The 25876-nt window shown below is 56.8% G+C and carries 23 protein-coding genes and 1 tRNA gene; 8 read left to right on the top strand and 16 right to left on the bottom strand.

The window, feature by feature from the left end; all coding sequences use genetic code 11:
- Nucleotides 1-195: 195 nt before the first annotated feature.
- From Mal15_RS16120 to Mal15_RS16105, 4 genes are all read left to right on the top strand, one after another.
- Nucleotides 196-1527: a tetratricopeptide repeat protein gene (locus Mal15_RS16120; protein ID WP_147868705.1), complete on the top strand. Its 1332-nt coding sequence runs from the start codon at nt 196-198 to the stop codon at nt 1525-1527.
- A gap of 166 nt (nt 1528-1693) precedes the next feature.
- A complete protein-coding gene (tgt, locus tag Mal15_RS16115; protein ID WP_147868704.1) occupies nt 1694-2806 on the top strand; it encodes a tRNA guanosine(34) transglycosylase Tgt in 1113 nt (370 codons plus the stop codon).
- On the top strand, nt 2803-3105 hold the full coding sequence (locus Mal15_RS16110) for a P-II family nitrogen regulator (protein ID WP_147868703.1): 303 nt from the start codon (nt 2803-2805) through the stop codon (nt 3103-3105). Before tgt ends, Mal15_RS16110 begins: the two co-directional genes overlap by 4 nt.
- A 562-nt stretch (nt 3106-3667) precedes the next feature.
- Nucleotides 3668-3741 (top strand) — tRNA-Met (locus Mal15_RS16105).
- A gap of 432 nt (nt 3742-4173) precedes the next feature.
- On the opposite strand, the gene Mal15_RS16100 is transcribed toward Mal15_RS16105, so the two are convergent.
- A complete protein-coding gene (locus Mal15_RS16100) occupies nt 4174-4530 on the bottom strand; it encodes an FKBP-type peptidyl-prolyl cis-trans isomerase (protein WP_390623520.1) in 357 nt (118 codons plus the stop codon).
- 592 nt (nt 4531-5122) lie between these two features.
- Between Mal15_RS16100 and Mal15_RS16095 the strand changes: the two genes are divergently transcribed.
- Complete coding sequence (locus tag Mal15_RS16095) at nt 5123-5854, top strand: DUF4198 domain-containing protein (protein ID WP_233903488.1); 732 nt, start codon at nt 5123-5125, stop codon at nt 5852-5854.
- Between the two features lie 500 nt (nt 5855-6354).
- On the opposite strand, the gene Mal15_RS16090 is transcribed toward Mal15_RS16095, so the two are convergent.
- The 4 genes from Mal15_RS16090 to Mal15_RS16075 all read right to left on the bottom strand — a co-directional run bounded on the left by Mal15_RS16090 (nt 6355) and on the right by Mal15_RS16075 (nt 9406).
- Nucleotides 6355-6723, bottom strand: a complete 369-nt coding sequence (locus tag Mal15_RS16090) for a hypothetical protein (protein WP_147868701.1) — start codon at nt 6721-6723, stop codon at nt 6355-6357.
- 116 nt (nt 6724-6839) lie between these two features.
- Nucleotides 6840-7406, bottom strand: a complete 567-nt coding sequence (locus tag Mal15_RS16085; protein ID WP_147868700.1) for a type 1 glutamine amidotransferase domain-containing protein — start codon at nt 7404-7406, stop codon at nt 6840-6842.
- Between the two features lie 361 nt (nt 7407-7767).
- Nucleotides 7768-8802 (bottom strand): hypothetical protein, encoded by a 1035-nt coding sequence (locus Mal15_RS16080; RefSeq protein ID WP_233903487.1) that lies wholly within the window; start codon nt 8800-8802, stop codon nt 7768-7770.
- Entirely contained in the window at nt 8792-9406 is a 615-nt protein-coding gene (locus tag Mal15_RS16075; RefSeq protein ID WP_233903486.1) for an RNA polymerase sigma factor, read from the bottom strand. Before Mal15_RS16075 ends, Mal15_RS16080 begins: the two co-directional genes overlap by 11 nt.
- Nucleotides 9407-9435: 29 nt before the next feature.
- Here Mal15_RS16075 and Mal15_RS16070 point away from each other — a divergent pair, with 29 nt between their 5' ends.
- Nucleotides 9436-10017, top strand: coding sequence for an ATP synthase F0 subunit B (locus tag Mal15_RS16070; protein ID WP_167546852.1), 582 nt, complete (start codon nt 9436-9438; stop codon nt 10015-10017).
- A 103-nt stretch (nt 10018-10120) separates the two neighbouring features.
- Here the strand turns inward: Mal15_RS16070 and Mal15_RS16065 are convergent, their stop codons facing one another.
- Nucleotides 10121-11962, bottom strand: coding sequence for an alpha-amylase family glycosyl hydrolase (locus tag Mal15_RS16065; protein ID WP_147868697.1), 1842 nt, complete (start codon nt 11960-11962; stop codon nt 10121-10123).
- Nucleotides 11963-12540: 578 nt separating this feature from the next.
- On the opposite strand from Mal15_RS16065, the gene Mal15_RS16060 reads away from it, so the two are divergent.
- Nucleotides 12541-14250, top strand: a complete 1710-nt coding sequence (locus tag Mal15_RS16060) for an HAD-IIB family hydrolase (protein ID WP_167546851.1) — start codon at nt 12541-12543, stop codon at nt 14248-14250.
- A gap of 26 nt (nt 14251-14276) precedes the next feature.
- On the opposite strand, the gene Mal15_RS16055 is transcribed toward Mal15_RS16060, so the two are convergent.
- Nucleotides 14277-15893, bottom strand: a complete 1617-nt coding sequence (locus Mal15_RS16055; protein WP_147868695.1) for an ExeM/NucH family extracellular endonuclease — start codon at nt 15891-15893, stop codon at nt 14277-14279.
- A gap of 229 nt (nt 15894-16122) precedes the next feature.
- Here Mal15_RS16055 and Mal15_RS16050 point away from each other — a divergent pair, with 229 nt between their 5' ends.
- A complete protein-coding gene (locus Mal15_RS16050) occupies nt 16123-17181 on the top strand; it encodes a hypothetical protein (RefSeq protein ID WP_167546849.1) in 1059 nt (352 codons plus the stop codon).
- A gap of 192 nt (nt 17182-17373) precedes the next feature.
- On the opposite strand, the gene Mal15_RS16045 is transcribed toward Mal15_RS16050, so the two are convergent.
- From Mal15_RS16045 to Mal15_RS16005, 9 genes are all read right to left on the bottom strand, one after another.
- Nucleotides 17374-17736, bottom strand: a complete 363-nt coding sequence (locus tag Mal15_RS16045; protein ID WP_147868693.1) for a response regulator — start codon at nt 17734-17736, stop codon at nt 17374-17376.
- Nucleotides 17733-19706, bottom strand: coding sequence for an AI-2E family transporter (locus tag Mal15_RS16040; RefSeq protein ID WP_147868692.1), 1974 nt, complete (start codon nt 19704-19706; stop codon nt 17733-17735). Before Mal15_RS16040 ends, Mal15_RS16045 begins: the two co-directional genes overlap by 4 nt.
- Nucleotides 19707-19836: 130 nt before the next feature.
- A complete protein-coding gene (gene mnhG / locus Mal15_RS16035) occupies nt 19837-20202 on the bottom strand; it encodes a monovalent cation/H(+) antiporter subunit G (protein ID WP_147868691.1) in 366 nt (121 codons plus the stop codon).
- Nucleotides 20199-20528 (bottom strand): monovalent cation/H+ antiporter complex subunit F, encoded by a 330-nt coding sequence (locus Mal15_RS16030; RefSeq protein WP_199773876.1) that lies wholly within the window; start codon nt 20526-20528, stop codon nt 20199-20201. The genes mnhG and Mal15_RS16030 overlap by 4 nt, the downstream gene beginning before the upstream one ends.
- Complete coding sequence (locus Mal15_RS16025; RefSeq protein ID WP_147868690.1) at nt 20525-20998, bottom strand: Na+/H+ antiporter subunit E; 474 nt, start codon at nt 20996-20998, stop codon at nt 20525-20527. Before Mal15_RS16025 ends, Mal15_RS16030 begins: the two co-directional genes overlap by 4 nt.
- On the bottom strand, nt 20995-22644 hold the full coding sequence (locus tag Mal15_RS16020; RefSeq protein WP_147868689.1) for a Na+/H+ antiporter subunit D: 1650 nt from the start codon (nt 22642-22644) through the stop codon (nt 20995-20997). Before Mal15_RS16020 ends, Mal15_RS16025 begins: the two co-directional genes overlap by 4 nt.
- Nucleotides 22641-22988, bottom strand: coding sequence for a Na+/H+ antiporter subunit C (locus tag Mal15_RS16015; protein ID WP_147868688.1), 348 nt, complete (start codon nt 22986-22988; stop codon nt 22641-22643). The genes Mal15_RS16020 and Mal15_RS16015 overlap by 4 nt, the downstream gene beginning before the upstream one ends.
- 5 nt (nt 22989-22993) lie before the next feature.
- Complete coding sequence (locus Mal15_RS16010) at nt 22994-23407, bottom strand: Na+/H+ antiporter subunit B (RefSeq protein ID WP_147868687.1); 414 nt, start codon at nt 23405-23407, stop codon at nt 22994-22996.
- Nucleotides 23408-23409: 2 nt separating this feature from the next.
- Nucleotides 23410-25785 carry a putative monovalent cation/H+ antiporter subunit A gene (locus Mal15_RS16005; RefSeq protein WP_199773874.1) on the bottom strand — a complete coding sequence of 792 codons (2376 nt, stop codon included), beginning with the start codon at nt 25783-25785 and terminating at the stop codon, nt 23410-23412.
- Nucleotides 25786-25876: the final 91 nt, after the last annotated feature.

The following is a 25876-nucleotide window of genomic DNA, read 5'->3' as shown; positions in this document are numbered from 1 at the left end:
TTGCCGTGCCACGACTCGACAAAAAATATTTTTTTCGCTAAAAATTTCAAATCCTGGGCGGGATCCCGTCGCCGCTCAGCATCAAAAGGTCGGCCAGGCTGCTCTCGGGCGAAGCTGATGCGACGCGAGACGATTACTGGACCGGCGGAACGATACAACAAACGCTCGCAGGCGTGAGCAGGAGAACTGAACTCGATGAACGAAGTCGAACTGGACGTCGTCGACTTGAAAGAACTCATTTTGTCGAACAACTCGTTCGGACCGAATGATGTCGCCGAGATTCGGCAAATGATCGCAGAGAACTACGGCCATTTCGCCGAGCTCCGCGATGCTGTCAATGAGATGGAAGATGATCCGGCACTGACCCCCGCCGGCAAGACGAAAATGGGCGTGTGCCAGTTTTTGCTCGGCCACTTCTCCGACGCGTTGCAGACCCTGCGGGCTGCCGACGGAAGCGCGACGGCTCTGTTCTACTGCGCACGGTCGCTGTTCGAACTGAAGGACTTCGACGCCGCGATCGACACCTACGAACAAGCCCAGCGCGCCGGTTACAACGAAGACCAGTGCAAGATCTTCATCGCCGAATCGAACCGCTACAGCGGACGGATCGACAAAGCGATGTTGTTGCTGGACGACATCTTCGGTCCCGCCGAGCAAACCGCCGAATACATGTATCAGCGGGCCGCGACCGTCGCCGCCGTCGGTGGACGCCGCGACGAAGCGATCACGCTGTATCAGCGTGCCGTTCAGACCGATGAAAACCATGCCGGTGCCCTGTTCGGGCTGGCCTGGGAAAACGACCGCATGGGCAACGACGAAGAAGCTCTGCGATTGTACGAACGAGCTGCCAAGGCGTTCCCCACCGGCGTCGGCGCCCTGATCAACCTGGGGCTGATTTACGAAGATCGAAACGAGTTCGACAAAGCCCAGATGTGCTACAAACGCATCCTGGACGCCCACCCGGACGACGAGCGAACGCGGCTGTACATGAAAGACGCGTCGGCAAACGGCAACATGCTGTACGACGAAGAAATGCAGCGTCGTAACGACCGCTTGGCGCAAACGCTGAACATGCCCGTCGCCAACTTTGAACTGAGCGTTCGAAGCCGTAACTGTCTGGCCAAAATGGGCATCGAAACGATCGGCGATTTGACCCGCACCAGCGAGTCCGAATTGCTGTCCAGCAAGAACTTCGGCGAAACCAGTTTGATCGAAATTCGCGAAATGCTGGTCAGCAAGGGGCTGAAGCTCGGGCAATTCGCGCACGAGAAAAAGGCTCCCGAGCCGCCGGTCGACACCAGCCACTTGTCGCCCGACGAACAGGCGATGCTGGAGCGTCCGATCTCCGATCTGAACCTGTCGGTTCGAGCCCGCAAGTGCATGGCGCGGTTGCAGCTCAACTCGATCGGCGAACTGCTTCGCAAGACCGGCGACGAATTGCTGGAGTGCAAGAACTTCGGCGTCACCAGTCTGACCGAAGTCCGCGAAAAACTGACCGACCTGGGACTGAAGCTTCGCGGCGACTGATCGCAACAGGACGCACGACGGCCCTTGTGGTGAACCCGTACGATGGCCCTTCCGGGCCGTCGTCCGGTCGTCCTCGACGACCGGGAGCGTTCGTCTTACGCTCGATCATCCCCTTTCCCAGACGCCGCCGATTCACGGGCCGACTTTCTCGATCTCTCTACGCCCGATGACTTTCCGATTCCAGCTCCATCACACCGACGCCGAAACGGGGGCGCGTCGCGGAACGTTCACCACACCGCACGGTCCGGTGGAAACTCCGGGGTTCATGCCCGTCGGAACACAGGGAACGGTCAAGGGGCTGACGATCGATCATGTCGCGTCGACCGGGGCGCACATGATTTTGGGCAACACGTACCACCTGGGGTTACGTCCGGGGCACCAGACCGTTCGCGCGCTCGGGGGCCTGCACGCCATGTCGGGATGGGAAGGTCCGATTTTGACCGACAGCGGCGGGTTTCAGGTTTTCAGCCTGAAAGGGATCAACAAGATCTCCGAACACAGCGTGGTCTTTCGTAGCCACATCGATGGTGCGCTGATCGACCTGACGCCCGAGCATTCGATCGAAATCCAAGAATCGCTCGGCAGCGACGTCGCGATGGTGCTGGATCACGTCGTCGCGCTGCCCGCCGAGCGAGGCGAGGTTCAGCAGGCGATGGAGCGGTCGATTCGCTGGGCCAAGCGTTGTCTGGAATACGCCAGCCGCGACGATCAGGCCAAGTTTGCCATCGTTCAAGGCGGCCTGGATGTCGATCTTCGCGTGCAGTGCGCCCGTGAATTGGCGGCGATGGATTTCGAAGGCTACGCGGTGGGCGGATTAAGCGTCGGCGAAACGCCGGACGAGATGTACCGGATCACCGCGGCGACCACGCCTGAGTTGCCGGCCGAAAAGCCCCGCTATCTGATGGGGGTCGGCCGCCCGATCGACCTTTTGGAAAGCGTCGTCCGGGGGATCGATCTGTTTGATTGTGTGATGCCGACGCGAAATGGCCGCAACGGTTTCGCCTTTACCGACTCCGGACCGATTAAAATACGGAACGCCAAGCACAAGACCGACACGTCGCCGTTGGATGAATCCTGTGACTGTTTGACCTGCACCCGCCACAGTCGCGGCTACTTGCGTCACCTGTTCATCGCCGGTGAAATGTTGGGGCCGACGTTGCTGTCGTTGCATAATTTGACGTACTACCAGAAAGTCATGCGCGGGGCACGCGAAGCGATCCAGGAGAATCGGTTGGCGGAGTTCATCGCGACGAAAAAGAGTCAGTGGGGAATCACGTGAGACAAATCATCGCCGTCGTTCGTCCCCATCTGGCCGAGCGAGTTTTAGAGACGCTCAAACGGGCACCGCTGGAAGCGATCACGGTCAGTGAAGTCAAAGGGTACGGACGTCAAAAAAGTTATTTAGACGAGTACCAGGAAACCGAATTCTCCGAAGCGTTTCTTCCCAAAGTCGAAATCACGATGTGGGTCGACGACTCGCGTTACGAAGAGACGTTAGAGAAGGTCGTCGCGGCAGCGCGAAGCGGACGGATCGGCGACGGCAAAGTCTTCACGCTTCCCGTCGAAGTCTTCCAGTAATTTCTCACCACACCAAATGCCAGCGGGACGCGTCACGGCCTGTTGATTTAGTGAGCCGACGGCGCTAGCCGCGGGCCCAGCGGTGACAACCTTGCCTCTGGGGACCCGTAGCAAGCGCCATCGGCTCACGATTGTTTCGGTTGTGACTCAATCAACAGGCCGGTAAGCGAGCCGGCCGTACCCGTGGGAGAGGCTTCCGGCCTGTCAAATTCATTTGTTCCCATGTTGCTCCCCGGGCTGCGCACGAATCGGCATTTCGCGGTTATGCAGAATTCAGCAGCATGCGTTCCGCGACGGGTTGTCGACTCACAGAAGCGATCTCGCGACGAAACACAAGCGACATCGTCTGGTTCGCGCAAGTGGTCCCGCGCTTCTGAAAACTGGTAAGAAGATGTCGGGGGTAAGAAGTTGGTGAGATCCCCCATCCCTTCGATGGGGCAAATTTTCCTACCTCCAAAATCTTTCGACCCCGACACGCGGCATGCGTGTTTCATCTTCAAGAAAATTTCACTTTCGAATCGAAACGGCTAGGCGCCGGCGAGTCGATCGACGATAACTTCGGTGCGGGATGGAGCAGCCCGGTAGCTCGCGAGGCTCATAACCTCGAGGTCGTCGGTTCGAATCCGGCTCCCGCAACTTGATGCCCACGGTCGCCGTTAAAAGTGACCGTGGGTTTTTTCATGCGCCCATCGATGTGGTATCGGGTCGTGGTCGATCGGACGCAGAGGGTGTCTTGGTCCTATCGCAAGATCGTGATACGATCCCGCGTGGGAGGGCAAAACGATGGGGGCAAAACAATTTCATGTCGCGATCGTTTTACCCGTCGCTTGGTTTTCGCGTAGTGGAAGAGGCGACGAGTCCATTCGGGTGGCGCACCGCGAGGACTTGTCGCTTCGTCCGCAACCAATTAACCGACTCTAACGTCGAGGCGGACCACGAGGCATTGTCCCTAAACCCGTAGCGGAAGCCGCCAAGGCTTTCGACTCGCAGCAGTTCACACTGGAAAAGCCGAAATTCTTGGCGAATTCCGCTACCACGTACGACCCTTGCCGGGTTAAGCGGCAAAGCCTAGTCGACACTGACGAGTTCGACGATGAAGTGCAGGTGCGAGTGGGGAGGGATGGAGCCTGGGGATCCCCGTTCGCCGTAACCGAGTCGAGAAGGGACCCACAATTCGATCATCCCACCTTCACCGACGAGCTGCATGCCTTCGGTCCAGCCGGCGATGACGTTGCCTAACGGAAAGGTCGTCGGTTCGCCACGTTCGTACGAGCTGTCGAACACCTTTCCGCTGTTCAGCCAGCCGCGGTAGTTAACGGTCACCGTGTCGGATGCCGTCGGTTTTTTGCCGGTGGAATTTCGCAGCACGCGATACTTCAGTCCCGAATCGGTCTGCGAAAACTCCGGTGGGGTCTCGGAGTCCATCGGTCCTGTCCCGGTCTGAAATTCAGGCCTGTCAACAAACGAAATCGTCGTCGGCTTGGCGTGCATCTCTTCTGTTGTGGCCAAAACTTCGGAAACCGGAGGGCTGGGTGGCGCCGTGGATCGGCACCCCAGAACGGACGGTAGCAGGCACAATAGACACCACGGCACCCAAGTCTTCATTTCTAATCCACCACTTCTGTCGCGGATGCCGCGTGACTCCAGCACATCCACGGGAGTTCTGCTCGCCGTCCTAGTACGCCTGCGAGGGTAGCGAAGACGAACGTCACCCGAAAGTCCGGTTTTAACCGCATGTGGCCGAGGGCATGTTGGGGGTGAAGATCGATCCGGCCTATCTGGCGATGGGTGAGACGACCGAGGCTGAAATGGCACGCAAGTGGAAGGAACGTAGGCAACTGCAGGAGGTAGATCAGGCCGCACACCGGCTTCCCACACCGCCCCGCCGGCCGCCTATTTGGACGGCGAGTACGAAGCTCGGTACAATCTCCAGCAACGACCATTGGCCGTCGATGACTATCGGACAGACCCTCCTTTTTGAATCGCTAAACCCAGATTCATCAACCGGAAGAAACTTGTGAACCGCTGTATTTCTTTCTGCCTGACCGCGACTGTGTGGCTTTGCATCACCGCGACCGTCAACGCCCACTACCTTTGGATTTCGGTCGATCGCAATCCGGGCGACCAATCCGGCACCAACATCTATTTCGAGGAAGCCCCGAAACCCGGCGACGGATCCTATCTGGACCACTTTCTTGGCAAAAGCGACGTCTGGGTCCGTACCATCGATCGCCCTGCCCCCGACGCGGTGCAGGCGGAGGAGGTCAAGCAGGGCGACAACCGTTGGATGCGTGTCGCTTTGCCGACGTCAGACGAGTACAGCGTCGATGCCTATGGGAAGTTCGGCGTTTATCAGTACGGTCAAACCAAAGTGCTGTTGCACTACTACGCACGTAACCTGGCGGTCCGATCGCACGATGCGATGCACGAGTTGGGGCGAGCCGAACAGATGAAACTCGATCTCGTGCCGCATGATGTCGGTAACCGGTACGAATTCACATTGCTGTGGCAAGGCAAGCCGGTGCCCGACCGGATGGTGTTTGTCCGCGGACCAAAGGGGTTTCGCAAGAACATCAAGACCGATGCGAATGGACAGATCGAATTGGAGCGACCATCTTCAGGGACATTGACGTTGCGAAGCAGCGTCGAGGTCCCGACACCGGGCGAGGAGGACGGCGAAGCGTACGAGCTCGTCCGGCACAACATCACGTTGGTCATGCCGGCAACGAATTCCGCTGACAGCCCCTGAGAAGCGATCACGGTAGTCATCCTCGGGAGACGTCGATTGTATTCCTGATGGATTCAGTTGCTTTTGTTCCGTGCGTCATCAAAGGTCACGCCGCTCGGTTCGCCAACGGCGATCGACAACTTAGCCTGGGGTGAGACCGGATGAGCCCCAGCGAATCCGGGCGTAACCCCAGGTCCACTTTTTTTCCTGGGGTTGCGGTCACTTCGCTGCGCTCGTTCCCTGACCCCAGGCTATGGATGTGTATGCCCTTTGGGCAAGTGCAGCGGAATGAATTCCGCTGCATCGTGAAACAGCCTTCTGGGCTAACTAAGAAGATCGATGATCACTATTGAGCGGTACTAAACCAAAAGTCGCTCAGTGATACAATCGACGTCCTCTGGGAGAGACGGCGTTAGCGCAGCAAGCAAACGCCAGAGTGGGCCGGCGTTGAAGCACGGAGTGGATCGATTGAATCAATGGTGTGGCGGAAATCGCCAAGAGTTTTGTCCTCGTCCGTCACCTCATCGAGTCAACGCTCCGTACACGATCACGGCCACCGACCAAACCGCCGAAATGAGTCCGACGGTCATTAACACTGTTCCAACGCGGCTTCCCAAGTATTGACCAATTGTGCCGGTCAACCCCATCACCAGGATCCCGCAAGCTACGATCAGTAAGCCTTGAAATTCGTAACCAATTCCCTCCGCAAACTGTTCGACTCCGTCCAACGTTGCGTCGATCCCAGGACGCGCTCGCGCGAAATAATACAAGGCAAGCAGCAGCGTCATCCCAATCCCAAAAACGGAAACCGCAAGCCCGATCTCTCGTTGAGTTTCTGAGCTGGATTTCACTAATGACTCGCCAGGTGGAAGGCCGTGCTCGTTGTTCAATACTAGCGAGCGAGAGAGTAACCTAGGTCGAGCCTCACTTGCTGGTGCTGCGTGTTTCCATTTTACTCAATTCCGTAGAGACCGGCGTTACCCAAACAACGATGGCTCCTATTCCATTACGGGACCTGCGCCGCGTGCTTGCCTTCGGCAATCTCCTCGATTGCCTTTTCGCAAAACGCCGGTAGGTCGTCTGGATTGCGACTGGTCACGAGTCCCTGGTCGCAGACGCATTGCTCGTCAACCCAAGTGGCCCCGGCATTTTGCAGGTCGGTTCGTAAGCTCGGCCACGACGTCACCCGACGGCCTTCGACCACGCCGGCTTCGATCAGCGTCCATGGTCCGTGACAGATTGCGGCGACCGGTTTGTGTTGCTTGAAAAAGTCACGGACGAAATCAACAGCCTCCTCGTTCATCCGCAACGCGTCTGGATTGAAAACGCCACCGGGCAGCACCAACGCATCGAAATCGGACGCGCTGACATCGCCGACCACTGCGTCCACATCGAATTGGTCGCCCTGCTTTTCGTGGTGGACACCCTTCACTTTGCCGGACTCGATCGAAACCAACTTGACCGTCGCACCAGCATCCTTGATTGCTTCCCACGGTTGGGTGAGTTCGACTTGCTCGAACCCATCGGTGACGAGAAACGCGACAGTTTTGTTCTTGAGTTTTTTCTCAGGCATGGTTTGGTTCCGTAGCTGGGAGGTGTAGAAAACTGCGTCAAAGTCCCGATCTTGGCAAAAACGGAATTTGCCGAGGAAAGTGACGGCTGGTGGGTCGGTAGCAACTGCTGTGCCGATGGCATTCAAGCGGCCTGTGTGTTCCGTTGTTGCAGGCGAGTGCGAGCGTTTGTCGGTCGCACTTTCCCAATCTCGATGAATTCTTCACGATTCGAACGTTCGGTCACATAGACACCGGAACCTGTTGATTAGACATCGAACAATTCGGTCGGTCGTCAGTCACTGGAACGATTGAATTCACCAGCTGTTTGTCGTCCAGTGCCAGTTGCAAAAAAGTCCGCTGCGGTATCGTCTTAGATTCCGGTTAGATCGCGGAAACGAAAGCAATGATTGCCGCGACCGCTAACGCAGAGATGATCAGGAGCAAGGCGAGCACAAACACTGCCGGAGCACCCAACCGCGTGGCGTTCGTCCCGTTTTCCCGTTCCCCTTTGTACTTTCTCGATACCCAGTAGCAGCGGCCAAAGAACATGAGTTCGAACGGAATCACGGCTGCGACGACGGATTGAAAAAACACGGGGCCGGCTTGAGCAAATGCGTACCGGTACCCGCAGTATCCCCCGGCCAACGTCGGCGCCAGGATCATCATCGCGATCCACCAAGACGGCACAATGCGGTTCCAGTTCTCTGACCATGAAGGCGCGTCCGCATCGAAGCCGGATGTCTGATCGGTCTGCGAAAGCGATGAGACAAGTTCCACCAGGTCGTCGACCTCCGACGCGTCTCCATCATTGTTACTTTCTAGATTCGCGACGATTCGTTGCAGGTGGTCGCGACGAGGTTGAAGTTGTTCGCGGACGGCGGTTTGATTCAGTCGATAAATCCAACGGTAGGAAAAATAGAGGAACAGCGAAAACGGGGTGACGAACAGAAGACATCCCCACCACGTCCCAGAGGTGTTCCAGGCGATGTGAAGGAAGAATGCCGAGAGCGAAATCGTGAACGGAAACAGGTACCACCAGAAAACATTCCGCAGCAACCCCATCTGATGCTCGACCTGCGCCAGCGACTCTTTCGCATAAAACAAAAGAGGCTCACCCGGATCGCTCGGTGTCTGGGGATGCAGCTTGCGATCGACCAGCATGAAGCCCGCGACCCAGATCAATGCCGGGACGGTCAACCACCAGGTCCACGGCAGCGACAAACCGATTCCCATCGCAATCCAAACCGGAATCATCACCAGCGACACTCCGACTTCACGAACATCTCGCCAGAAAATCAGCGAGCGGAACCGGTCGTGTGATTGCTGAACCTGTTTCGACAGTAAATCGGTGTCAATCGTCACCTTCAGCTGTGACGCTTCGGATTTCCAGGCTTGTTGAAATTTGTCAGCAGCCATCGCGTCTGCCCTCCGCGGTTTCGACGTTCATCAATTGGACCAGTGCCTTTTTCGCGCGGCTGATCCGGACGCCAACATTGCTTTCAGAAATTCCCAACACCTCGGCCATTTCGCGGTAAGTTAATTCGTTCAAATAGAGCAGCACCAACGCGACGTCAGATTTGGGGAGCTGATGGATCGCGATGTAGAGTTGCTGTACGGTCTCGCGATGCTCCGCTTGCTCGCAAGAATCCGCATCGGCCGACGGCAATGTCTGGACTTCCAACAGCGGTTGTTGGTGTGCCCGCCGGCGTTGATCGTTGCGATGCCAGTTCATCGCGGTGTGCAGCGCGACGCGATAAAACCAAGTCGCCGGACTGGCCTTGCCCTCGAATTTGGGCAGTGACCGCCATGCTTGCAGCAGGATTTCCTGGGCCAGGTCCTGGCTTTCCTCGTTGCTGGTCGTGTAGGCGCGTGCCACCTGGATGACCGAAGCTTTGTGATTCTCCAGCCAGTTCAAAAATAACGATCGGGCATCGTTGTCGAGCACAAGCGGCCTTTGATTCGTGGTTCGCTTCCTGATTGCCAGGTTTCGTTGGATCGTCGCACCATGATGATTGGTCACGACGCCGGCCGTCTCCTTACAAGAAAACTTTGGAATTGCATAAATACTTGGACAATCAGGGGGCGAATTCCCTCTTTCTTCGGGTGATCCCATGCTGCAAGTGGCGTATCAATCGGCATCGGATTTGCATCGCAGGACCTTCGGTCATGTTGGGGGGGAAGCCCTGCCGCGATCAACCGCTGGTAACAACCTGTCAACTACCCAACACACCAGATACTCATGAAGCCAGGAGATTCGACATGATTTATCGCAAATACTGTTTGATGATTGGAATTCTGTTTGTCAGTGGTTGCCAAAGCGAACCGACAACGCCGCTCGAGCGGGCTGAGCAGGCGCAAGAAAATCTAGCGGAGGCTCGGGAAGACGCCGCCGAGATCATTGCGAATTCGGAGGAAGAAGCCGTCGAAATTGTGGCTGACGCCCGACGCGAAGCGAAACAAGAAATCGCGGACGCAAAACGAGATGCGGCGGACATCGTCGCCGAAGCCGAGCGAGATCTTCAGCAAAGCATGACGGAGCTGGAAGCGAACATCGTTCCAAAATCCGACGCAGACCTTAACTCAGAAGCCGGGTCGAAGGATTCACGTCTACAGGACAATCTCAACGAATGATCCCGGTCGAACTTTGGCCGATCGCCAGTTCGCTGAAAGGGGAATTGCTTCAGATGCAGCGTCCGCAAGAACGCTTCGCCTTCATAATCGACTGCTTTAAGACCTATTTGTCCTGGGAGTAAATCAGTACCGTGTACGGCGGCAGCTCGATACGGCCTCGCTTCGGCATTTCGTCATGCGGTGTGTCGATTGCTTCGATGTCGCCCGAAGCGTTTTCACCGAAGTCAGCACTCCACTGCCGCCGGTCGCTGCTACAGCGGCGGTGCCATTTTCCGCCGGCCGGCAAACCGAAGTCGTAGTGGCTGTAGTGCCGGTTCGCAAAGTTTGCGATGACGATGCAATCATCGGCCGGCCCGCCCTCAAAGGACCGTTTGAACACAATCACCTTGCCTTCATGGTTGACATGATAAATGTCAATCTCTCGGCCGGTCAGACCTTTGGTCGTTCCCTCCAGGTTTCGACGAAGCCGAATCAATTTCGCGGTCAACTTGACGATGCCGGCATGATCGTCGGCTTGCTGCCAATCGAGTTCTTCGTTGTCTTGAAACCAGCCGTCTTCGAGAAACTCTTGACCTTGAAACAACATCGGGATGCCAGGAGCCGTCAAAACCAAGGCCAATCCCAAAGTGGCTCGCTTCTGTGCATGCCACGCGTCGGTATTTGACTGGTCCACTTCGCTGGGAATGCGTGACTTTCCGTTTGCGACTTCATCATGCGACTCGGTGTACACCACTCGCTGAAACGCGTCTTGGTTGTATGCTTGATTCAGCGCCTCGCAGACCTTATTCATATCACGGGCCGCATCGTCCGGCTGGGTCAAAACGTCGCGGATCGGATGAACGAAGGTTGCATCCCACTGGGTCGAAAAACCCGCCCCACCCTCGACGTCGGACTTGGTCAGATAGTCATTGTCTTGAAGGTCTTCGGCGATCGTAATGGCGGACGATTTGAACTTGTGGATCTCGCGATTAACCCATTGGGTCAGCCCCCATCCTTCGGGGATTTCCTGTTGGCCGGACGCGTCGACGCTGCGGATGAACAGGGTCATGTCGTAACGCAACCCATCGACATGGTAATCCTCCAACCACATCATCGCGTTGTCTCGGATGTAAGACCGCACTTCCCCGCGTCCGTAGTCGGGACGTGTATCGCCCCACGGCGTTTTGCTGCGGTAATCGTTGTAAAAATAGATTCCGCCTTTGTCGTTCTCGCTCCATCCGTCGAATTGCCAGAGGTCCAGATCGCTGGGGCCGAAGTGGTTGTACACGACATCAAGGATGACCGCGAAGCCGGACTTGTGTGCTTCGCGGACGAATGTCTTGAATCCATTCGGTCCACCATATGCCGATTCGATCGCATAGGGGTGAGCCGGGTTGTACCCCCAGGAAAGGTCGCCGGCGAACTCCGCAATCGGCATGATCTGCAAAGCGTTGACACCGAGTTTTCGTAGGTGATCAAACTTCTTGACGCAATCCTTGAACGTTCCGACGTCGCTCTGATCGCCTCGATGGAACGTGCCGATATGAGTTTCATAGATGACCAATTCGTTCCAAGGCGGCATCGCGAACGCATCCTCTTGCCAGTCAAAGTCTGGGCTGTGGATGATGCCATTTCCGACGCTGTTGGTAACTTCGCGGACTCTCGGATCGACGCGTTGAAACGTGTGTTCGCCGCTGGTGATTTCGTATTTGTATTGATCGCCTGGTTTCGCATGCTCGACGACCGCCAACCAGTTTCCGCCGTCTTCGCGATCCATCGGGTTGGCTTCAGGATTCCAGTCGTTGAAATCACCGACGACGGAAACTTGGTCCGCGTTCGGTGCCCAGACGCGGAACGCCACCCCGGTTTCCAAAATGATCGGTCCCATACCGTTGATCGCTCGCGGAAGGGTGCCGGTGGATTGGGACTGAAACTGGGATTGGTTTGTGGAAGCGATTTGACTCATCGGTCGACTGACGTCACATACGAAGGTTGGAAGGGAACGCCCAGGACACACAACAAACTTTGGCGGGATCGCTCCGTTGGCAAACGGTGTGCCAGTCGTACGGGACCTGCCGTCACGGCTGCCCGGCGGTTTTCGCCGCCCACGAAAACGATTGAAAAACAACCCTCTCTCTGCAAAACCTTGCGAGGGCCGTCACGATCAAGGCGATTTCGGGTCACAGCGGCTGGTCGCAATTCAGCTCGATTGGCATTCTTCCGACCAATCGGTTCCATTGGGACAGCCCCAATCGCTCAGCGTCTTGCCCTATTCAGCGAACGCAATTCTGAGAATCCTCGGTGGAAGCCGAATGTCGCTTCCGAACCAAAGGCAGACCATCGTTCGAACGGAATTGGTCGCAGCGATTTGGTACACGAATTGCCCAACGGACGGTCTCAAGGAACCTTGTGATTGTTGTGAAGCAAGGCTCTGAGAATGGAATCGATACGCCGGGATGCTTGAAATATTTTCGATGTCGAGATTCGCTGCGCGTTCGGTCTGCGAACTCGGATCGGCAGAAAACTGAACCTATAGGAATGCCAGTGCAATACCACGTTTTGGCAGCCGATTATGATGGCACGTTGGCGAGAGATGGCTACGTTGCTGAATCCACTGTCGATTCGCTGCGTCGCCTGCGTGAAACGGGGCGGAAATTAATTCTGGTGACCGGCCGCCGTTTGGAACCGGTGCTTGAGTTGTTCCCCCACGTCTCGTTGTTCGATCGCATCGTGGCGGAGAATGGAGCACTGCTGTTTGATAGCTCCAGCGGCGAGGAAACTCAACTCGCCGAGGCACCGCCTGCCGAGTTCGTTCACGCCCTCCGCGAGCGTGGGGTTAGTCGACTGGAAACTGGACGCTGCATCGTGGCGACTTGGCAGCCGTTCGAAACCATCTCGCTGGAAGTCATTCACGAGTTCGGACTTGACCTGCAAATCATCTTTAACAAAGACGCGGTGATGTTGCTGCCCAGTGGCGTCAACAAAGCCTCAGGACTGGCGAAGGCGCTTCATCAACTCGGTTTCTCACCACACAACGTTGTCGCTGTTGGCGATGCGGAAAACGATGTTGCGATGATGCGTTCGTGTAGCGTCGCCGCCGCTGTCGACAATGCGTTGCCTTCGGTTAAAGAGATGGCCGACATCGTCTTGACGAAACCGCGAGGTGCCGGTGTGGAGGAGCTGATTGAGCGCATCATCGAGGGAGACTTGGCCGAAATGCGGGAACGCGCCGATCAAAGGCTTACGATCGGCAGCACGCTCGACGGACGCCCCTTCGCCATTCCGGGCCACAACCAAAGTGTCTTGGTGACGGGCGGGCCGGGCGGCGGAAAAAGCAAGTTCGCGATCAGCGTTTTGGAGCTGCTATCGCAACGCGGTCAGCAATTCTGTGTGATCGATCCCGAAGGTGACTACCAAGGTCTTGAAGAATCGATCACGTTGGGGACGGCCGAACGAGCGCCGGATGTCGAAGAAGTCATCGGCGTGTTAGAACAGCCGGATGATCACTGTGTCGTCAGTTTTTTTGGAATTGAAAAACAGGACCGTCCGGAATACTTCAACAAGTTGTTTCGCGCTCTCGCGGAACTTCGCAGTCGTACCGGACGACCGCACTGGATTATCGTTGACGAAGCTCACTATGCGGCTCCGAAAGACTGGCAGCCCGCGACGATGTGGAGCGGCGACGAGTTGTCCGGCATTATTTTCATTACCGCCTACCACGATGAAATCTCGCCGGCCGTTCTGAATCGTGTCGACTGGATTATCTCGATCGCGAAGGAGCCGCAGTCGGCGATCGAAGCATGTTGTGAAATCATGGGAGAATCTGTTCCCGAGTTTCCGCCGTCCCCAGAATTCCTTGAACATGGTGCATTGGCATGGTCGCGTGAGATCAATCGTCCGACTTGGTTCAGCAGACTCGCACCGAACGGCAATTCGCAGCGGCATCAACACAGCTATTATGAAGGCGACATGGACGCGGCCTTGCAATTCGTCTTTCGCGGGCCAGAAGAGAAGCTGTCGCTCGCGTCCGCAAATCTGAAGGAATTCATCAAAACAGCCGAAGGTGTGGACGACGACACTTGGACGTATCACCTGCGACGGCACGACTATTCCAACTGGTTCCGCGAAATCATCAAAGACAATGAGCTCGCGGCGGCAATCGAAGACATCGAACGCACCCAGGACCATTCGCCAGAGGTGAGCCGCGAGTTGATCGCCAATCAAATCCACGATCGCTTCAAACCTCGATGGTAGCATCTCCGGTCGAAAAGCGTCGGCCTTCAATCGACTGTGTTGTTTAGTCCAATGAGGATCGGATCGTGGTCCGAACTGCGATAGGGATCAGCGTTGAACAATGCCTTGGGGTTGAACTCTTGGTTGTAGTCCAAAAACCGTGGTTCGTCTGCGTTGATGTGCCAGGTGGCGATTCCGGTCACATCGGCTGCGAGTGTCTTCGTCGCAAACGCATGATCCAGACTGCCGGACTGGCCGAAATACACGTAAGAATAGGTGTCCGGATTTCCTTGTGATCGATTCCTGGCAAAACGGTCGTGTAAATCGACCAGCCCGTGTGCTCGCAGGGCGTCGATCGGATCTTCTTGTCGATAGGCATTGAAGTCGCCTAGAACGAGGATGCGCGAGGGACCTCCGGTGGTGGTCTGATGGTCGATGTAATCAACGATTGCGAGTGTTTGGTTGCGTCTCGCGGCGTTGAATGCTCCTTGCCCATCTCCTTTGTTTCTATTGGCCGTATCCGCGTCGCTCGCGCCGCCCTTCGATTTGAAATGGTTGACGATGACGGTAAATGGGCTTCCTCCCTCAACGGAACGGAAGCTTTGTAGGAGCGGAGTTCGTGCCGTTGCAAAGACCCTGTCATCAATACTGGAGAGCTTGTCGGTTGGGACAACGCGATCTTTCCTGTAGATGATGCCCACGCGGATCGCATCGCCAGCGCCGGGGAGACGGCGAAAGCCTTCGGGAAGACCGCTTGATTTGAACACATCTTTTCCGATGACCTTGTTGACGGCCGAAACAAGCTTTTGTTCCGCTTCGACGCCATTTTCCAGTTCCATCAATCCGATAACGTCGGCTTGCAACGCAACGATCGCGGAAGCGAGCTTCGCTTCTTGACGCTGCAATTCCGCAGCCGAATCGGCTCCCCGAGCATTGTTTCTGCCGTCGTCGATCGTGCTGAAATAGTTCAGCAGGTTGAATCCGGCCACCGTCACGTCAGCCTCTCCAAGCGAGGGTCGCTGCGGACGAGGACTCGGAATCCACCGAAGGGGTTGATCCGGAACAAGCGTCAATTGATTCCCGGATTCGATCAAGCGCCCTGAAACTCCCTCCACTACCGAACCCAAGCGTACCGTCGCTTCGCTCGTCCCGAGAGTTGGGAAAAGTGCGGGTGGGAAAACATTTTCTGCGGTTGAACCGTCGTCGATCGTGATCGTGGAGTTGTCGTTGTGAGTTTGTGCTGCGGTGACCGCGGCCACGTTGCGACCACCTTCGTGGGCTGTTCCGTTGGGATCCGTATCGTTCGGATCGACATGCTCGGTGGGAATGAAAATCCGCTCTCGGGCGACGACGACTTGGCCGCGATGCATCAAATTGAAGGTGTCAACGACAACCAGGTCTCCGTCGATTCTCACCTGCTGTCCGACCAGTGAACCCCAATCGACATTGTCCAAGTTGCCGCTGATGACAGTCGTCGCGTTTTCGCCTTTTTGGCCCTCCCACGCTGCCTGGCCCTCTGCAGGTTCCGTCAAGATTGAGTCGGTTGCACCGACCGGTGCCGATGTCGATGAATTGGAGGTCCGTTCGCATCCAGTGAAAGCAACCAAGGAAACGGTTAACGCTGCAACGGAGGCAGCCAAAAACGGTCCCGAAAAGTGAATCATAGTGTGCAACCGTTCTCTGCAGTTTGACGCGGCCCGATGGCAGAACTCGGGGCAAACCTAAACTTTCGGCTCTTCTTTCGCAAGCGAACCAGTTCGCTTGTTTGTCAAAGGGCAAGTCCAGCGGCGGTGGATCGCAATCCCGTTCGGCAGTTCGAGTAAGCTATAGCTCTGCGAGGTCCTGGCCGCGTCGCGTCAGTCGCGAAATCTTTCCAACCGTTAAGGAATGATGATGAATGTTCAAACACTGGTTGCTGTGTTTTGCATCTTTTTCAGCGCCGCTTGGTTGTCCGCCGACGAACCGGTGCAGTCCGCCGAAAAGCACAGCATCCGCATTCAAGTTTTGTTAGTGGAGTCCCCTGACAGACTCCGCGAAGAAACACGTCGCCTGCTCTCCGGGCCGACGCAAAAGGTCCTGTCGACAGTCGCCAAACTGGAGCGAGAAGAGCGGGTAACGCTCATCAATCATGCAGACATGACCGTGCTGGAAGACAGTGAGTGCATGCTTCAGATCGGCGAAACGGTCCCGATCCGCACCGGCACGATTCGATCGGGAAGCGGTCAAGTGCAGACTTCGTACCAGAGCACCAGTACCGGAACGATCATTCAGCTTCGATCAAGGGTCTCAGGCGAACACGTGCTGGTCGAACTAGACTTCACCAAATCGGGAGTGAAGTCGATTTCCGACGAGCAGGAGACTCCTCAAGGCACCGCCCAGCTGACCCATCAGACGACGATTCAGATTCGCGACGGCAGCGCGATTGCGGTTGGCGGACTGATGCAGCAGTCGGACGATCAGAAGAAAGAGATTCTGTTCATCGTGACAGCCAACATTTTGGAATCATCGAATCTTCAAGTGATGAAATTTCAGTCGTTTTCACGACCACCGACTCGCGCCGGCGTGGTTGCGTCTCCGCCCGGACGCGCCCCGTCACCGGGCAGGCCTTCTCAAGAGGAGATTCGAAAACGAATGAGCGCCCTCGCCGAAATGATGTTCGCTCGCGCGGACTTGGACAAGGACGGCCTCATCTCCAAAGACGAGCTGGCGAAGTTGGCAGCGCGGGATCTCGACGCCAAGCCGCCGATTACCAAGCAACAGTACGCCGAATGGATGAAGGCAAAGTGGGAATCGAGGCAACGCAGTAGCGGACGGGCGCCCCGTGTGTCGGGGTTTCATCCCCCAGAAGCGCCCTCTCGAACCAGTCCCACGGCGAGCGAAAGAAACGATTCGAGCTCGGAAATCGAAACCGAAAATGCGGATATGGAAGCGAGTGATATCGAGGGGGATTGATGCTTATTGCCTGCAAGCCAGAAGCAGTTTTGGCCCGATGCTTCGCCGATGCGGGATGCGAGTGCTCAGGCAACAATGCTGCCGGCACGATGCTGCCGCACTCTTCCATTCGCTCGATTTAGAATCGCATTGTCTATTGTGCCATGCCCCCTGCCAGCCGACAACACTTACTCGTTTTCATGCCGAATGGGTTTAGCTGATGAGCGTTCGGATTTGCTCTCGCAGTCGATCGAAATCGATCGGTTTCGGGTGAAATGCGTCGCAACCGGCGGCCATTGCGCGTGCTTCGTCATCGGGCAAGGCATACGCGGTCAGGGCGATCACGGGGATGCGGACTTCCGGATCGGTAGATCGGATTTGCATCGTGGCTTCGATGCCATCAAGTTCTGGCATGTTGATGTCCATCAGAATTAAAGACGGCGCAGATTGAGCGACCGCGAGAACGGCTTCCACGCCATTGGTCGCCGTGGCAACGGTGAACCCATGCTTTTGCAAGTGTCGCGTCACCACATCGCGGATGTCATCGTGGTCGTCGACCAATAGAATCGATGTCATGGTTTCTCCGTTAGGCTGTAGTGATCGACGGCAGGTTTTGCAGGTTGGGTTGACGCGATACGGTCGCGGCGCTGAAGTAGCGACTCGATTTTGTTGTGGGTTTGGGAGAACGAGGTTGTCATGCTGGTCGCGCCCGCCTTGCGAAACCTGACGAACAGCTTGTCGTAGTTTTTGAACTTACCCATGCAAGCGACGATGATCGGGCCGTTGAAACCTGCCTCACGAATCGACGTGCACAGGTAACGTCCTTGGGCAAAGCCGCCGGGCGGTAGTACGAAGATGACAATCACGGTCGGCTGCGCGGTGGCGATTTCTTGCCCCACTTCCAACGGCAGCGTTTCGTCGTCGATCGCGTGCAGGTTGAAGCATTCACGGCCAGTGACGCGAAGTAGATTCAGGAGAAGCGTTTCACTGAAGTGATGTGATGTGCAGCCGATGACGGTCGGATATTGGTCCTGGCTGGTTTCGCAGTGGCTGGTCGGTTCCGATTCGCTCACTTGAGTATCTGTTGGCACGAGGTCGTTTTGCAGGTCGGCGATCAATCCGCCGGCCAATGCGAACAGACGTTCGGCATCCGAATCGGCCAGACGTTCGGCATCTTGATCAATTCTGATTCGCTTCAACGCCGGTACGATCACTCGGTCGGCGGTATTCGCGATACCTTCTTCAGCGACGTGCGTCCGCAGAATCTCTCTCGCTCGATACTCATCACCGGCGAGCAGCCGTTGATAGATGCGCATTGACGGTTGAATCGCCACTTCTTCACCGAGCAAGGTGGACAGCATTCCAAAACGGGGAACATACCTTCCCAATACGACAAAGCAAACTGTCAAGGGTGTCGACAACAACAAACCGACCGGCCCCCAAAGCCAGCCCCAAAACACTGCCGCAAGAATGACTGCGATCGCCGAAATCCCGGTGCTGGTGCCGTACAGCCAAGGTTCGATGATGTTATTGCAAATCAATTCCATCACGGTGATCAATGCGACCACCGACAAAAACACGGAGTAGCCGGGAAAGACCGCTAAAGCGATCACCGAGGGAAAAATGGCTGCGGCAGTCGGCCCCACGTAAGGAACAAACCGCAGGCACGTCGCCATCACACCCCACAAGACCGCATTGGGAAACCCGTCCACGGTCATCAGTGTTCCGATTGCCGTTAGCCCCAACGTCAAGACGACGCCATAACCGGTGTTGATCACCGTCTGGGCAAGGAGGTAGCGGCTGATTCGCTGAGCCGCTTCGTCGAGGATTTCAGTGGTCGTAACGTAGTCGCCCTGACTGACGACGGCGATAATTCGATCTCGTAGGTCTTCTCGGTGAATCAGAATGAACAAGGCAAACACGGTGACCAAGCCAGCGGTGGCGAGTGGGCCGAGAACGGTACCGGCAGTGGTCGCCCACGTCGCCAGAGGCAACTCGCCCTGAACCTCCGTCACGTACAGAGGCGACTTCGCAGTCTTTCCATCATGAGTTTTCTCCGGCTTCGCCAGCTGGGCGGGCAAAAGCCGGTCCGTCCAGCTTTGAATCACGTTTCGAGACTCCGGCGGCGATTCCGACTCGGCTTCGCTGCCCTCCTCGATTGCCTCGCTGACTTCCTCTGCCAAGTCATCAAGCGAACCGCCCATTCCATCGGTCAGCCCAGCAACCCCGCGCGCTTTGTGAACGAGTTCATGCTTGTATTGCGGTAGCTCGCCGACCAGGTTGGTCAATTCTCGACCCAGCAGCGTGAAGACGCCGCCTAACACTGCAAAGGCCAGCAGTGCAGTCGCAACCACAGCCATCACGTTCGGCACGCCCAAACGCTGTAAACGATTGACCAGGGGGCTGAGCAGGAAAGAAAGAAGGATCCCCAGCGCCAAAGGAATAAACACATCCTTGGCAAGGTACAACGTGGCAACGGCAGTCACCACCGCCAACCATTGAGCCACGGCGGTCAGGGTCGCGAGATTGGAGTGAGGTTTGGCCATTCCCGGACTCAGTTTGACACGGGTGTGTACAGAAAGTTGCCTGTTCTCCAGGTCGCCGATTGCAAGAACCGTGCCGTGGCCCGGGTTTTGCCGATCATTTCACAATAGGCAGTTACCGCACCCAAGTAAATCACAGCGTATTGTCGCCCTGGTCGTCCGGCAGGTCGGTTTCTGAAGGCCCCCGCGGCGACTCGTCGATCACCGTGTCCTTCCACATCGGACTCTGTTGTCGATAGGCGGCTCGGCCGATCATGTGGGCCGCGACCGGAGACGTCACAAACAGGAACCCGATGATCAGAATCGCGACGGTCGTCGTTTCCATGTTGGCCAAGCCCACCGCTGCCGACAACACCGTGCAACCGACGCCAAGCGTTGCACTCTTGGTTGCGCCGTGCATGCGCGTGTACAGGTCAGGCATTCGGACGACCGCAACGGCGGCCAGCAATGCGAAGCAGGTGCCAGTGATCAGCAGCAGGATCGTAACGAGATCACTCATTTTTTGGGGCCCCTTTGAAGATACCAACAAAACCCGATCGTTCCGATGAAATTGAACAATGCGGCCACCATCGCGACTCGCAGAAAGATCGCGTCGCCGGTCTCGATCGCACTGACCGCGATCAACCCCACCAGCAACGTTGCGACCAGGTCCAACGCGACTACGCGGTCGGGAAAGGTTGGCCCGAGCACGACCCGCAGGAATGCCAGACCCACTGCAATTACGAGTAGAAACATCGAAATGCGTGCCGTCAGGTTCACCCACGTCGTCGCCGCGAGCAAAGGCGTGGTCGACATCAATTCGATCAAGAACACAGACGGGGTCATCGAAGCAACTCCAGCAATCGCCGCTCGAAGCCCTGTTTGATCGTGTCGCGTACCTTTTCGGGGCTGTCAACAAACATCGCATGCACGTACAGCGTCCGTCGGTCTTCGGATACGTCCAGGCTGAGCGTCCCGGGCGTCAATGTGATCAGGTTGGCCAGAAAGGTGATTTCCTGATCCGTCTTCGCGTCCAACGGCACGGCAACGATTCCGGGATGCATGTACAAATGAGGCGTGATGACGTCGTAGGCGACGCGCAGATTCGAAAGCACGAGTTGCCAAAGAAAAAAACCGGCGAACCGAATCGCCAAAGGTAGTCGTCGGAAGTAGCGAGTCGGCGTCATCAAGGGTTGGGCGCACCACAGCACGCAATAGCCCAGGATGAATCCGACCACCAGGCTGACGAGTGAGATCTGGCCGCTTGCCAAGGCCCAGACCAGTGACAATAGAATATTGAACACGAAGTGTGTCATTGAAAGGCCTCCTCAAGCACCGGTGTCATTTGTCCCACCGCGATCGACTCGCGATCGGGCGTGGGATCTCGGTTGGTCGTCGGGGCGTGCTGAGTGAGATCGTTTTCAATCTGCCAGCGGTCGGGTTCAATCTGCAAACGGTCAGGCAAGACGGCATCGACGTACGTGTCGGGATCAAGCAGTTGCTCGGCTGCGGCGTAGGAGACTTTCATGACTGGTCCGGCGAGTAGCCCGATCCCTACCGTAATGGACACCAGCATCACGATGGGCCCGAACAGTGCGAAGCGATTATGGCGGGAGGCGAAGATTGCGGGGGATGCCGATCGCGCATCTTCCGGCGCCAGCTTCCAAAATGCTTCGGCCCAAATCTTAGTCATCGAGAACAACGTGAGCAGGCTGACCAACAATGCCGCTGTGACAATAGCGTAGCGCTCCGTTTCCAAGCCGCCGCGTATCAGGGTCAGTTTGGCAAAGAACCCAGACAATGGTGGAATCCCGGCCAGCGACATCGCCGACAGGAAGAACAGGATTGCCAACACGGGCATCGATTGTTGCAAGCCACCAATATCGGAAAGCTTTCCGCTTCCGAAGCGGCGCTCCGCAATCCCGCCAATTAAAAACAGATTCGTTTTCACCACAATGTGGTGAATGATGTAGAAGACCGAACCGGCGAGAGCCAGCGGCGTGAACAAGGCCAAACCCATCAGCATGTATCCGATCTGGCTGACGATATGAAACGACAGGATGCGGCGGATTTCGCTTTGCGCCATCGCACCAAACACCCCCGTCACCATGGTCAGCCCCGCGATCAGCAACAACAGATTGTGCGTAAACGCCAAATCGGTCACGAACAATAGCGTGAAGGCTCGAATCAGCGAGTACACACCCACTTTCGTCAGCAGCCCGGCGAAGATCGCCGAGACGGCGACCGGGGGAGTGTGGTACGACGCGGGCAGCCAAAAAAATAGCGGGAAGACGGCGGCTTTCGTGCCAAACGCGATCAAAAACAACATCGCCAGCACCGTGACGATGCCTTCGTCGGGAAAACTCCGCAGTTTTACCGCCAGGTCGGCCATGTTCAACGTACCGGTGGCAGCATAAATCACTCCGATGGCCGCCAAAAAGGCCGCCGAAGAAATCAGATTCAACGCGACATACTTGATCGCTCCTTCCAGTTGGCCGCGTTCCCCGCCTAAAGTCAGTAGCACGAAGGACGCGATCAGCATCACTTCGAACCAGACATAAAGGTTGAACAGGTCGCCGGTCAAAAACGCTCCGCAGACTCCCATCAGCAATAAATGAATCAGGGGGAAAAAACCGTAATCGACGCGGCGATCGTCGATCGTTGCCAGCGAGTACACGGTCACTGATAGCATGACCAACCCCGCCAGCATCACCATGATCGCGCTCAGTCGATCGGCGACCAGCGTGATGCCGAACGGCGCGGGCCAACGTCCGACCTGCAACACAATGATGTCATCGCGGTCCACCAGCCACATCAGCGCAGCGGCCGATACGAACAACAGCACCGATCCGGTACACCCGATCCATTTCTGTGCAGCGATCGACTTCCACGCCAGCAATGAAATCGCCATGGTGGCAAGCGGGACTGCGATCGGCAGAATGACGGCGAGTTGTGAATTCACGTGTCGGTCGCCTTCAGTTGGTCCAGATCATCCGTCCCCAATGTTTGGTAGGTGCGGTAGATCAGCACGAGCGCAAACGCCAACACCGCAAAGCTGATCACGATGGCGGTCAAAATAAGTGCCTGGGGCAAAGGGTCAGCGATCTCCGCGATCGGTTGCGATTGACCGGTCGGGACCACTGGTACGCGACCGCGCACGATTCCTCCGGCCGTGAAAATCAGCAGATTGGCGGCATGACTGAGCAGACCGAGCCCGATCAGCAGCTTGACGACGCTGCGACGCAACATCATGTAGATGCCCGCCGCGTACAAACCGCCGACGGTGACGGCTAAAGCGATATCCATGACACCTACTCTTCAAGAAGGGAAAAAACGAACACCAGTGAGACCCCGGTCACCACGCAATAAACACCCAGGTCAAATAACAACGGGGTTCCAAGATGAATCTTGCCCATTCCGTCGGACCTGACATTGATCCAAAGCCCCGTCAAAAAGGGGCGACCGAGCGCCAACGGAGCAAGGCCGGAACAAAGTGCCGTCAGGAGTCCCGAACCGATCAGCACGCGCGGCGACACCCGCAGCACCCGGCGGGCCGCCGCGACATCGTGCGTCATCGCATACAGGGCAATGGCGCCGCTGGCCACCAAACCACCCACAAATCCACCTCCGGGCTCATTGTGGCCGCGCAAAAACAGAAACACCGATGAGAGCAACAGCAACGGAAATAGGAACCGAATCGCGGTCTTCAAGATCACAGAGTCCATCGTCACATGCCCTCCGATCGTTGGGCAACCGTCGCCGGTGGTCCCTCCGGTGCGCCATCGTTAGCAGCACTGCCGTTTGACGCGCGTAGCTTTAACAGGGAGTAGACGCCGATCGCCGCAATCGACAGTACCGTGATTTCGCCGAGCGTGTCGAGCGCCCTGAAGTCCACCAAAATCACGTTCACCAGGTTTCGACCATGCGCCTCCGTAACGCTGTGGGCGCTGTAATAGTCCGAAATCGGATGGTCGCTGCGAACCGTGATCGCGAACAGCAACAAGGCCGTGATCGTTGCGCCCGCGATCACTGCGATCACGGCATCTCGGACGCGTGTCGGAACCGAGGACAGACGGCGGAAGTCGGGCAGACGTGAAAACGCAAGGACGAATAGAACGACCGTCAACGTTTCGATCACGAACTGCGTCATGGCCAAGTCGGGGGCACCAAACAGGACAAAGATCCCTGCGACGCCGTACCCCACGACCCCGAGGGCTCCCACCGCCAGCAGCCACGTCGTCGCGCGAACCGCAACGACCGATGCCAGCAGAATCAATCCGATCAAAAAGATTTCGTGGATGCGAAAATCAAGCGACATCGGCTCCAGGTGGGACAGCAACTCGCTTCCCAATGCCATCCAGACGCTAAAGACCGTCAGTCCGACCATCGTGAGCAGGTAAAACCGCAGGTATCCATTTTGCAGGATCGCCGTCAGCCCGGTTGCAAAGTGGATCACGGCGGACAGCATCCGGTCGTACATCCGCGCCGGACCGAGCTTCGTCAAACCTTCAAATCCATTCAATAACCATCCCAGCCGATGCCGCTGCCAATATAGCGTGATGCCCCCGGCCAACGTCAGCAGCGACAACAACAGCGTCAGGTTCACGCCGTGCCATAACGCCAATTTGACCGGCACCGCATGGCCGGAAACACTATGGCTCGCCGCGGATAGTAGCTCGCTGAAGCGTGTCGGCAATAGTCCCAGCAAGAGACCGGCGATGCCGACAATCATCGGCGGTCCCCATGTCGCGAGGTTACATTCTTCCGCCCCCTGGGTCGTCTCGGTTCGACGTCCGAAGAATGGATTCACACAGACCAGACCGACGGCGGCGACCAGCAAAATGTTTGACAGTACGGACGCCGTCAAGAAGCCCCCTTCGGCCCGACTGCCTATCGCTTCGTACCACATTTCCTTGGCAATAAACCCGAACGTCGGCAACATGCCGATCATTGAAAATGCCGCCAAACACGCCGCTGCAAACGTGGCGGGCATCGCCGATCGCAGTCCGCCGAGTTTCCGAATGTCACGCTGATGAATCGCGTGATCGACCGATCCGGCGACCATGAACAATCCGCCTTTGTACAACGCATGCGCGACCAAGACCGCCAAAGCGGCCGCTATCGTCGCTTCGGTTCCGATGCCTAACAACATCGTCAGCGTTCCCAGCACACTGATGGTCGCGTAGGCGAGAATCTGTTTCAGGTCGGTCGACCGCAGCGCCAACAACGCGCCCAACAGCATCGTGATGGTGCCGACCGGGGCAATGATCCAAAACCACTCCGTCGTCCCGCCCAAGACCGGATGCAACCGAGCAATCAGATACACCCCCGCTTTGACCATCGTGGCCGAATGCAGATAGGCGCTCACCGGCGTGGGGGCTGCCATCGCAGCGGGCAGCCAGAAATAAAATGGGAACTGAGCCGATTTGGTGAACGCACCCGCCAGAATCAACACCAGCATCGGGACATACAAGGAATGTTCACGAATCGCTTCGGCATTATCCAGCAGCGATGAAAGCTCGAAGGAACCGCCCACCACTCCTAGCAATAGCAAGCCCGGCAACAATGCCAGGCCTCCGGCTCCGGTGACCAGCAACGCCTGTAACGCCGACGCCCGTGACTCGGGCTTGTCGCTGTTGAATCCGATCAACAAGTACGACGTGATGCTCGTCAGTTCCCAAAAGATGAACAACGACAACAGATTGTCGGCCAGCACCAGCCCCAGCATTGCCGCCATGAACATCAGCAGCAGCATCCATAGTCGCCCCAAGCGTGCATCGCCACGCAGATAGCCGGCGGCATAGACAACAACCAACGCTCCGATGCCCGTGATCAACAACCCGAACAGCAAGCTCAGGCCGTCCAGTCGCAGCGTCAATGCCAGATTCAATTCCGGCACCCAGTCAATCGAAGCCGACACCACTTTCATGTCAACAATCGAAGGCCACAACCGCAGCATCTGTGCCGCGACTCCGGCGGGAATAAACGCCAACGCCCAGCCCCCACGCGAACCGAAAACGCGGTGCACTCCCGGCGCGATGGCTGCTGCGATCAAGATGGCCGACAACCAAAGAAACGGCAGTGATCCCGATGGAAACATCATTGGCACGAGCGCCCAAAAGGGCCTTGTCTTCTCCGCTTTGAATTCAGATGCATGTCGCCACAACCCGATTCGCATACGTCATGGTTGACGG

The sequence above is a fragment of the Stieleria maiorica genome (assembly GCF_008035925.1).
GTDB classification, from domain to species: domain Bacteria; phylum Planctomycetota; class Planctomycetia; order Pirellulales; family Pirellulaceae; genus Stieleria; species Stieleria maiorica.
This window is presented reverse-complemented; position numbering and strand designations above follow the sequence as displayed.

What these genes read in the sequence shown, in the direction of transcription:
- Mal15_RS16040 (WP_147868692.1), bottom strand. Translation starts at nt 19,706, where the DNA reads ATGGCCAAACCTCACTCCAATCTCGCGACCCTGACCGCCGTGGCTCAA.
- tgt (WP_147868704.1), top strand. Translation starts at nt 1,694, where the DNA reads ATGACTTTCCGATTCCAGCTCCATCACACCGACGCCGAAACGGGGGCG.
- Mal15_RS16005 (WP_199773874.1), bottom strand. Translation starts at nt 25,785, where the DNA reads ATGATGTTTCCATCGGGATCACTGCCGTTTCTTTGGTTGTCGGCCATC.
- Mal15_RS16100 (WP_390623520.1), bottom strand. Translation starts at nt 4,530, where the DNA reads ATGGACTCCGAGACCCCACCGGAGTTTTCGCAGACCGATTCGGGACTG.
- Mal15_RS16080 (WP_233903487.1), bottom strand. Translation starts at nt 8,802, where the DNA reads ATGGCTGCTGACAAATTTCAACAAGCCTGGAAATCCGAAGCGTCACAG.
- Mal15_RS16120 (WP_147868705.1), top strand. Translation starts at nt 196, where the DNA reads ATGAACGAAGTCGAACTGGACGTCGTCGACTTGAAAGAACTCATTTTG.
- Mal15_RS16050 (WP_167546849.1), top strand. Translation starts at nt 16,123, where the DNA reads ATGAATGTTCAAACACTGGTTGCTGTGTTTTGCATCTTTTTCAGCGCC.
- Mal15_RS16025 (WP_147868690.1), bottom strand. Translation starts at nt 20,998, where the DNA reads ATGACACACTTCGTGTTCAATATTCTATTGTCACTGGTCTGGGCCTTG.
- Mal15_RS16085 (WP_147868700.1), bottom strand. Translation starts at nt 7,406, where the DNA reads ATGCCTGAGAAAAAACTCAAGAACAAAACTGTCGCGTTTCTCGTCACC.
- Mal15_RS16010 (WP_147868687.1), bottom strand. Translation starts at nt 23,407, where the DNA reads ATGGACTCTGTGATCTTGAAGACCGCGATTCGGTTCCTATTTCCGTTG.
- mnhG (WP_147868691.1), bottom strand. Translation starts at nt 20,202, where the DNA reads ATGAGTGATCTCGTTACGATCCTGCTGCTGATCACTGGCACCTGCTTC.
- Mal15_RS16045 (WP_147868693.1), bottom strand. Translation starts at nt 17,736, where the DNA reads ATGACATCGATTCTATTGGTCGACGACCACGATGACATCCGCGATGTG.
- Mal15_RS16030 (WP_199773876.1), bottom strand. Translation starts at nt 20,528, where the DNA reads ATGACCCCGTCTGTGTTCTTGATCGAATTGATGTCGACCACGCCTTTG.
- Mal15_RS16065 (WP_147868697.1), bottom strand. Translation starts at nt 11,962, where the DNA reads ATGAGTCAAATCGCTTCCACAAACCAATCCCAGTTTCAGTCCCAATCC.
- Mal15_RS16015 (WP_147868688.1), bottom strand. Translation starts at nt 22,988, where the DNA reads ATGGATATCGCTTTAGCCGTCACCGTCGGCGGTTTGTACGCGGCGGGC.
- Mal15_RS16055 (WP_147868695.1), bottom strand. Translation starts at nt 15,893, where the DNA reads ATGATTCACTTTTCGGGACCGTTTTTGGCTGCCTCCGTTGCAGCGTTA.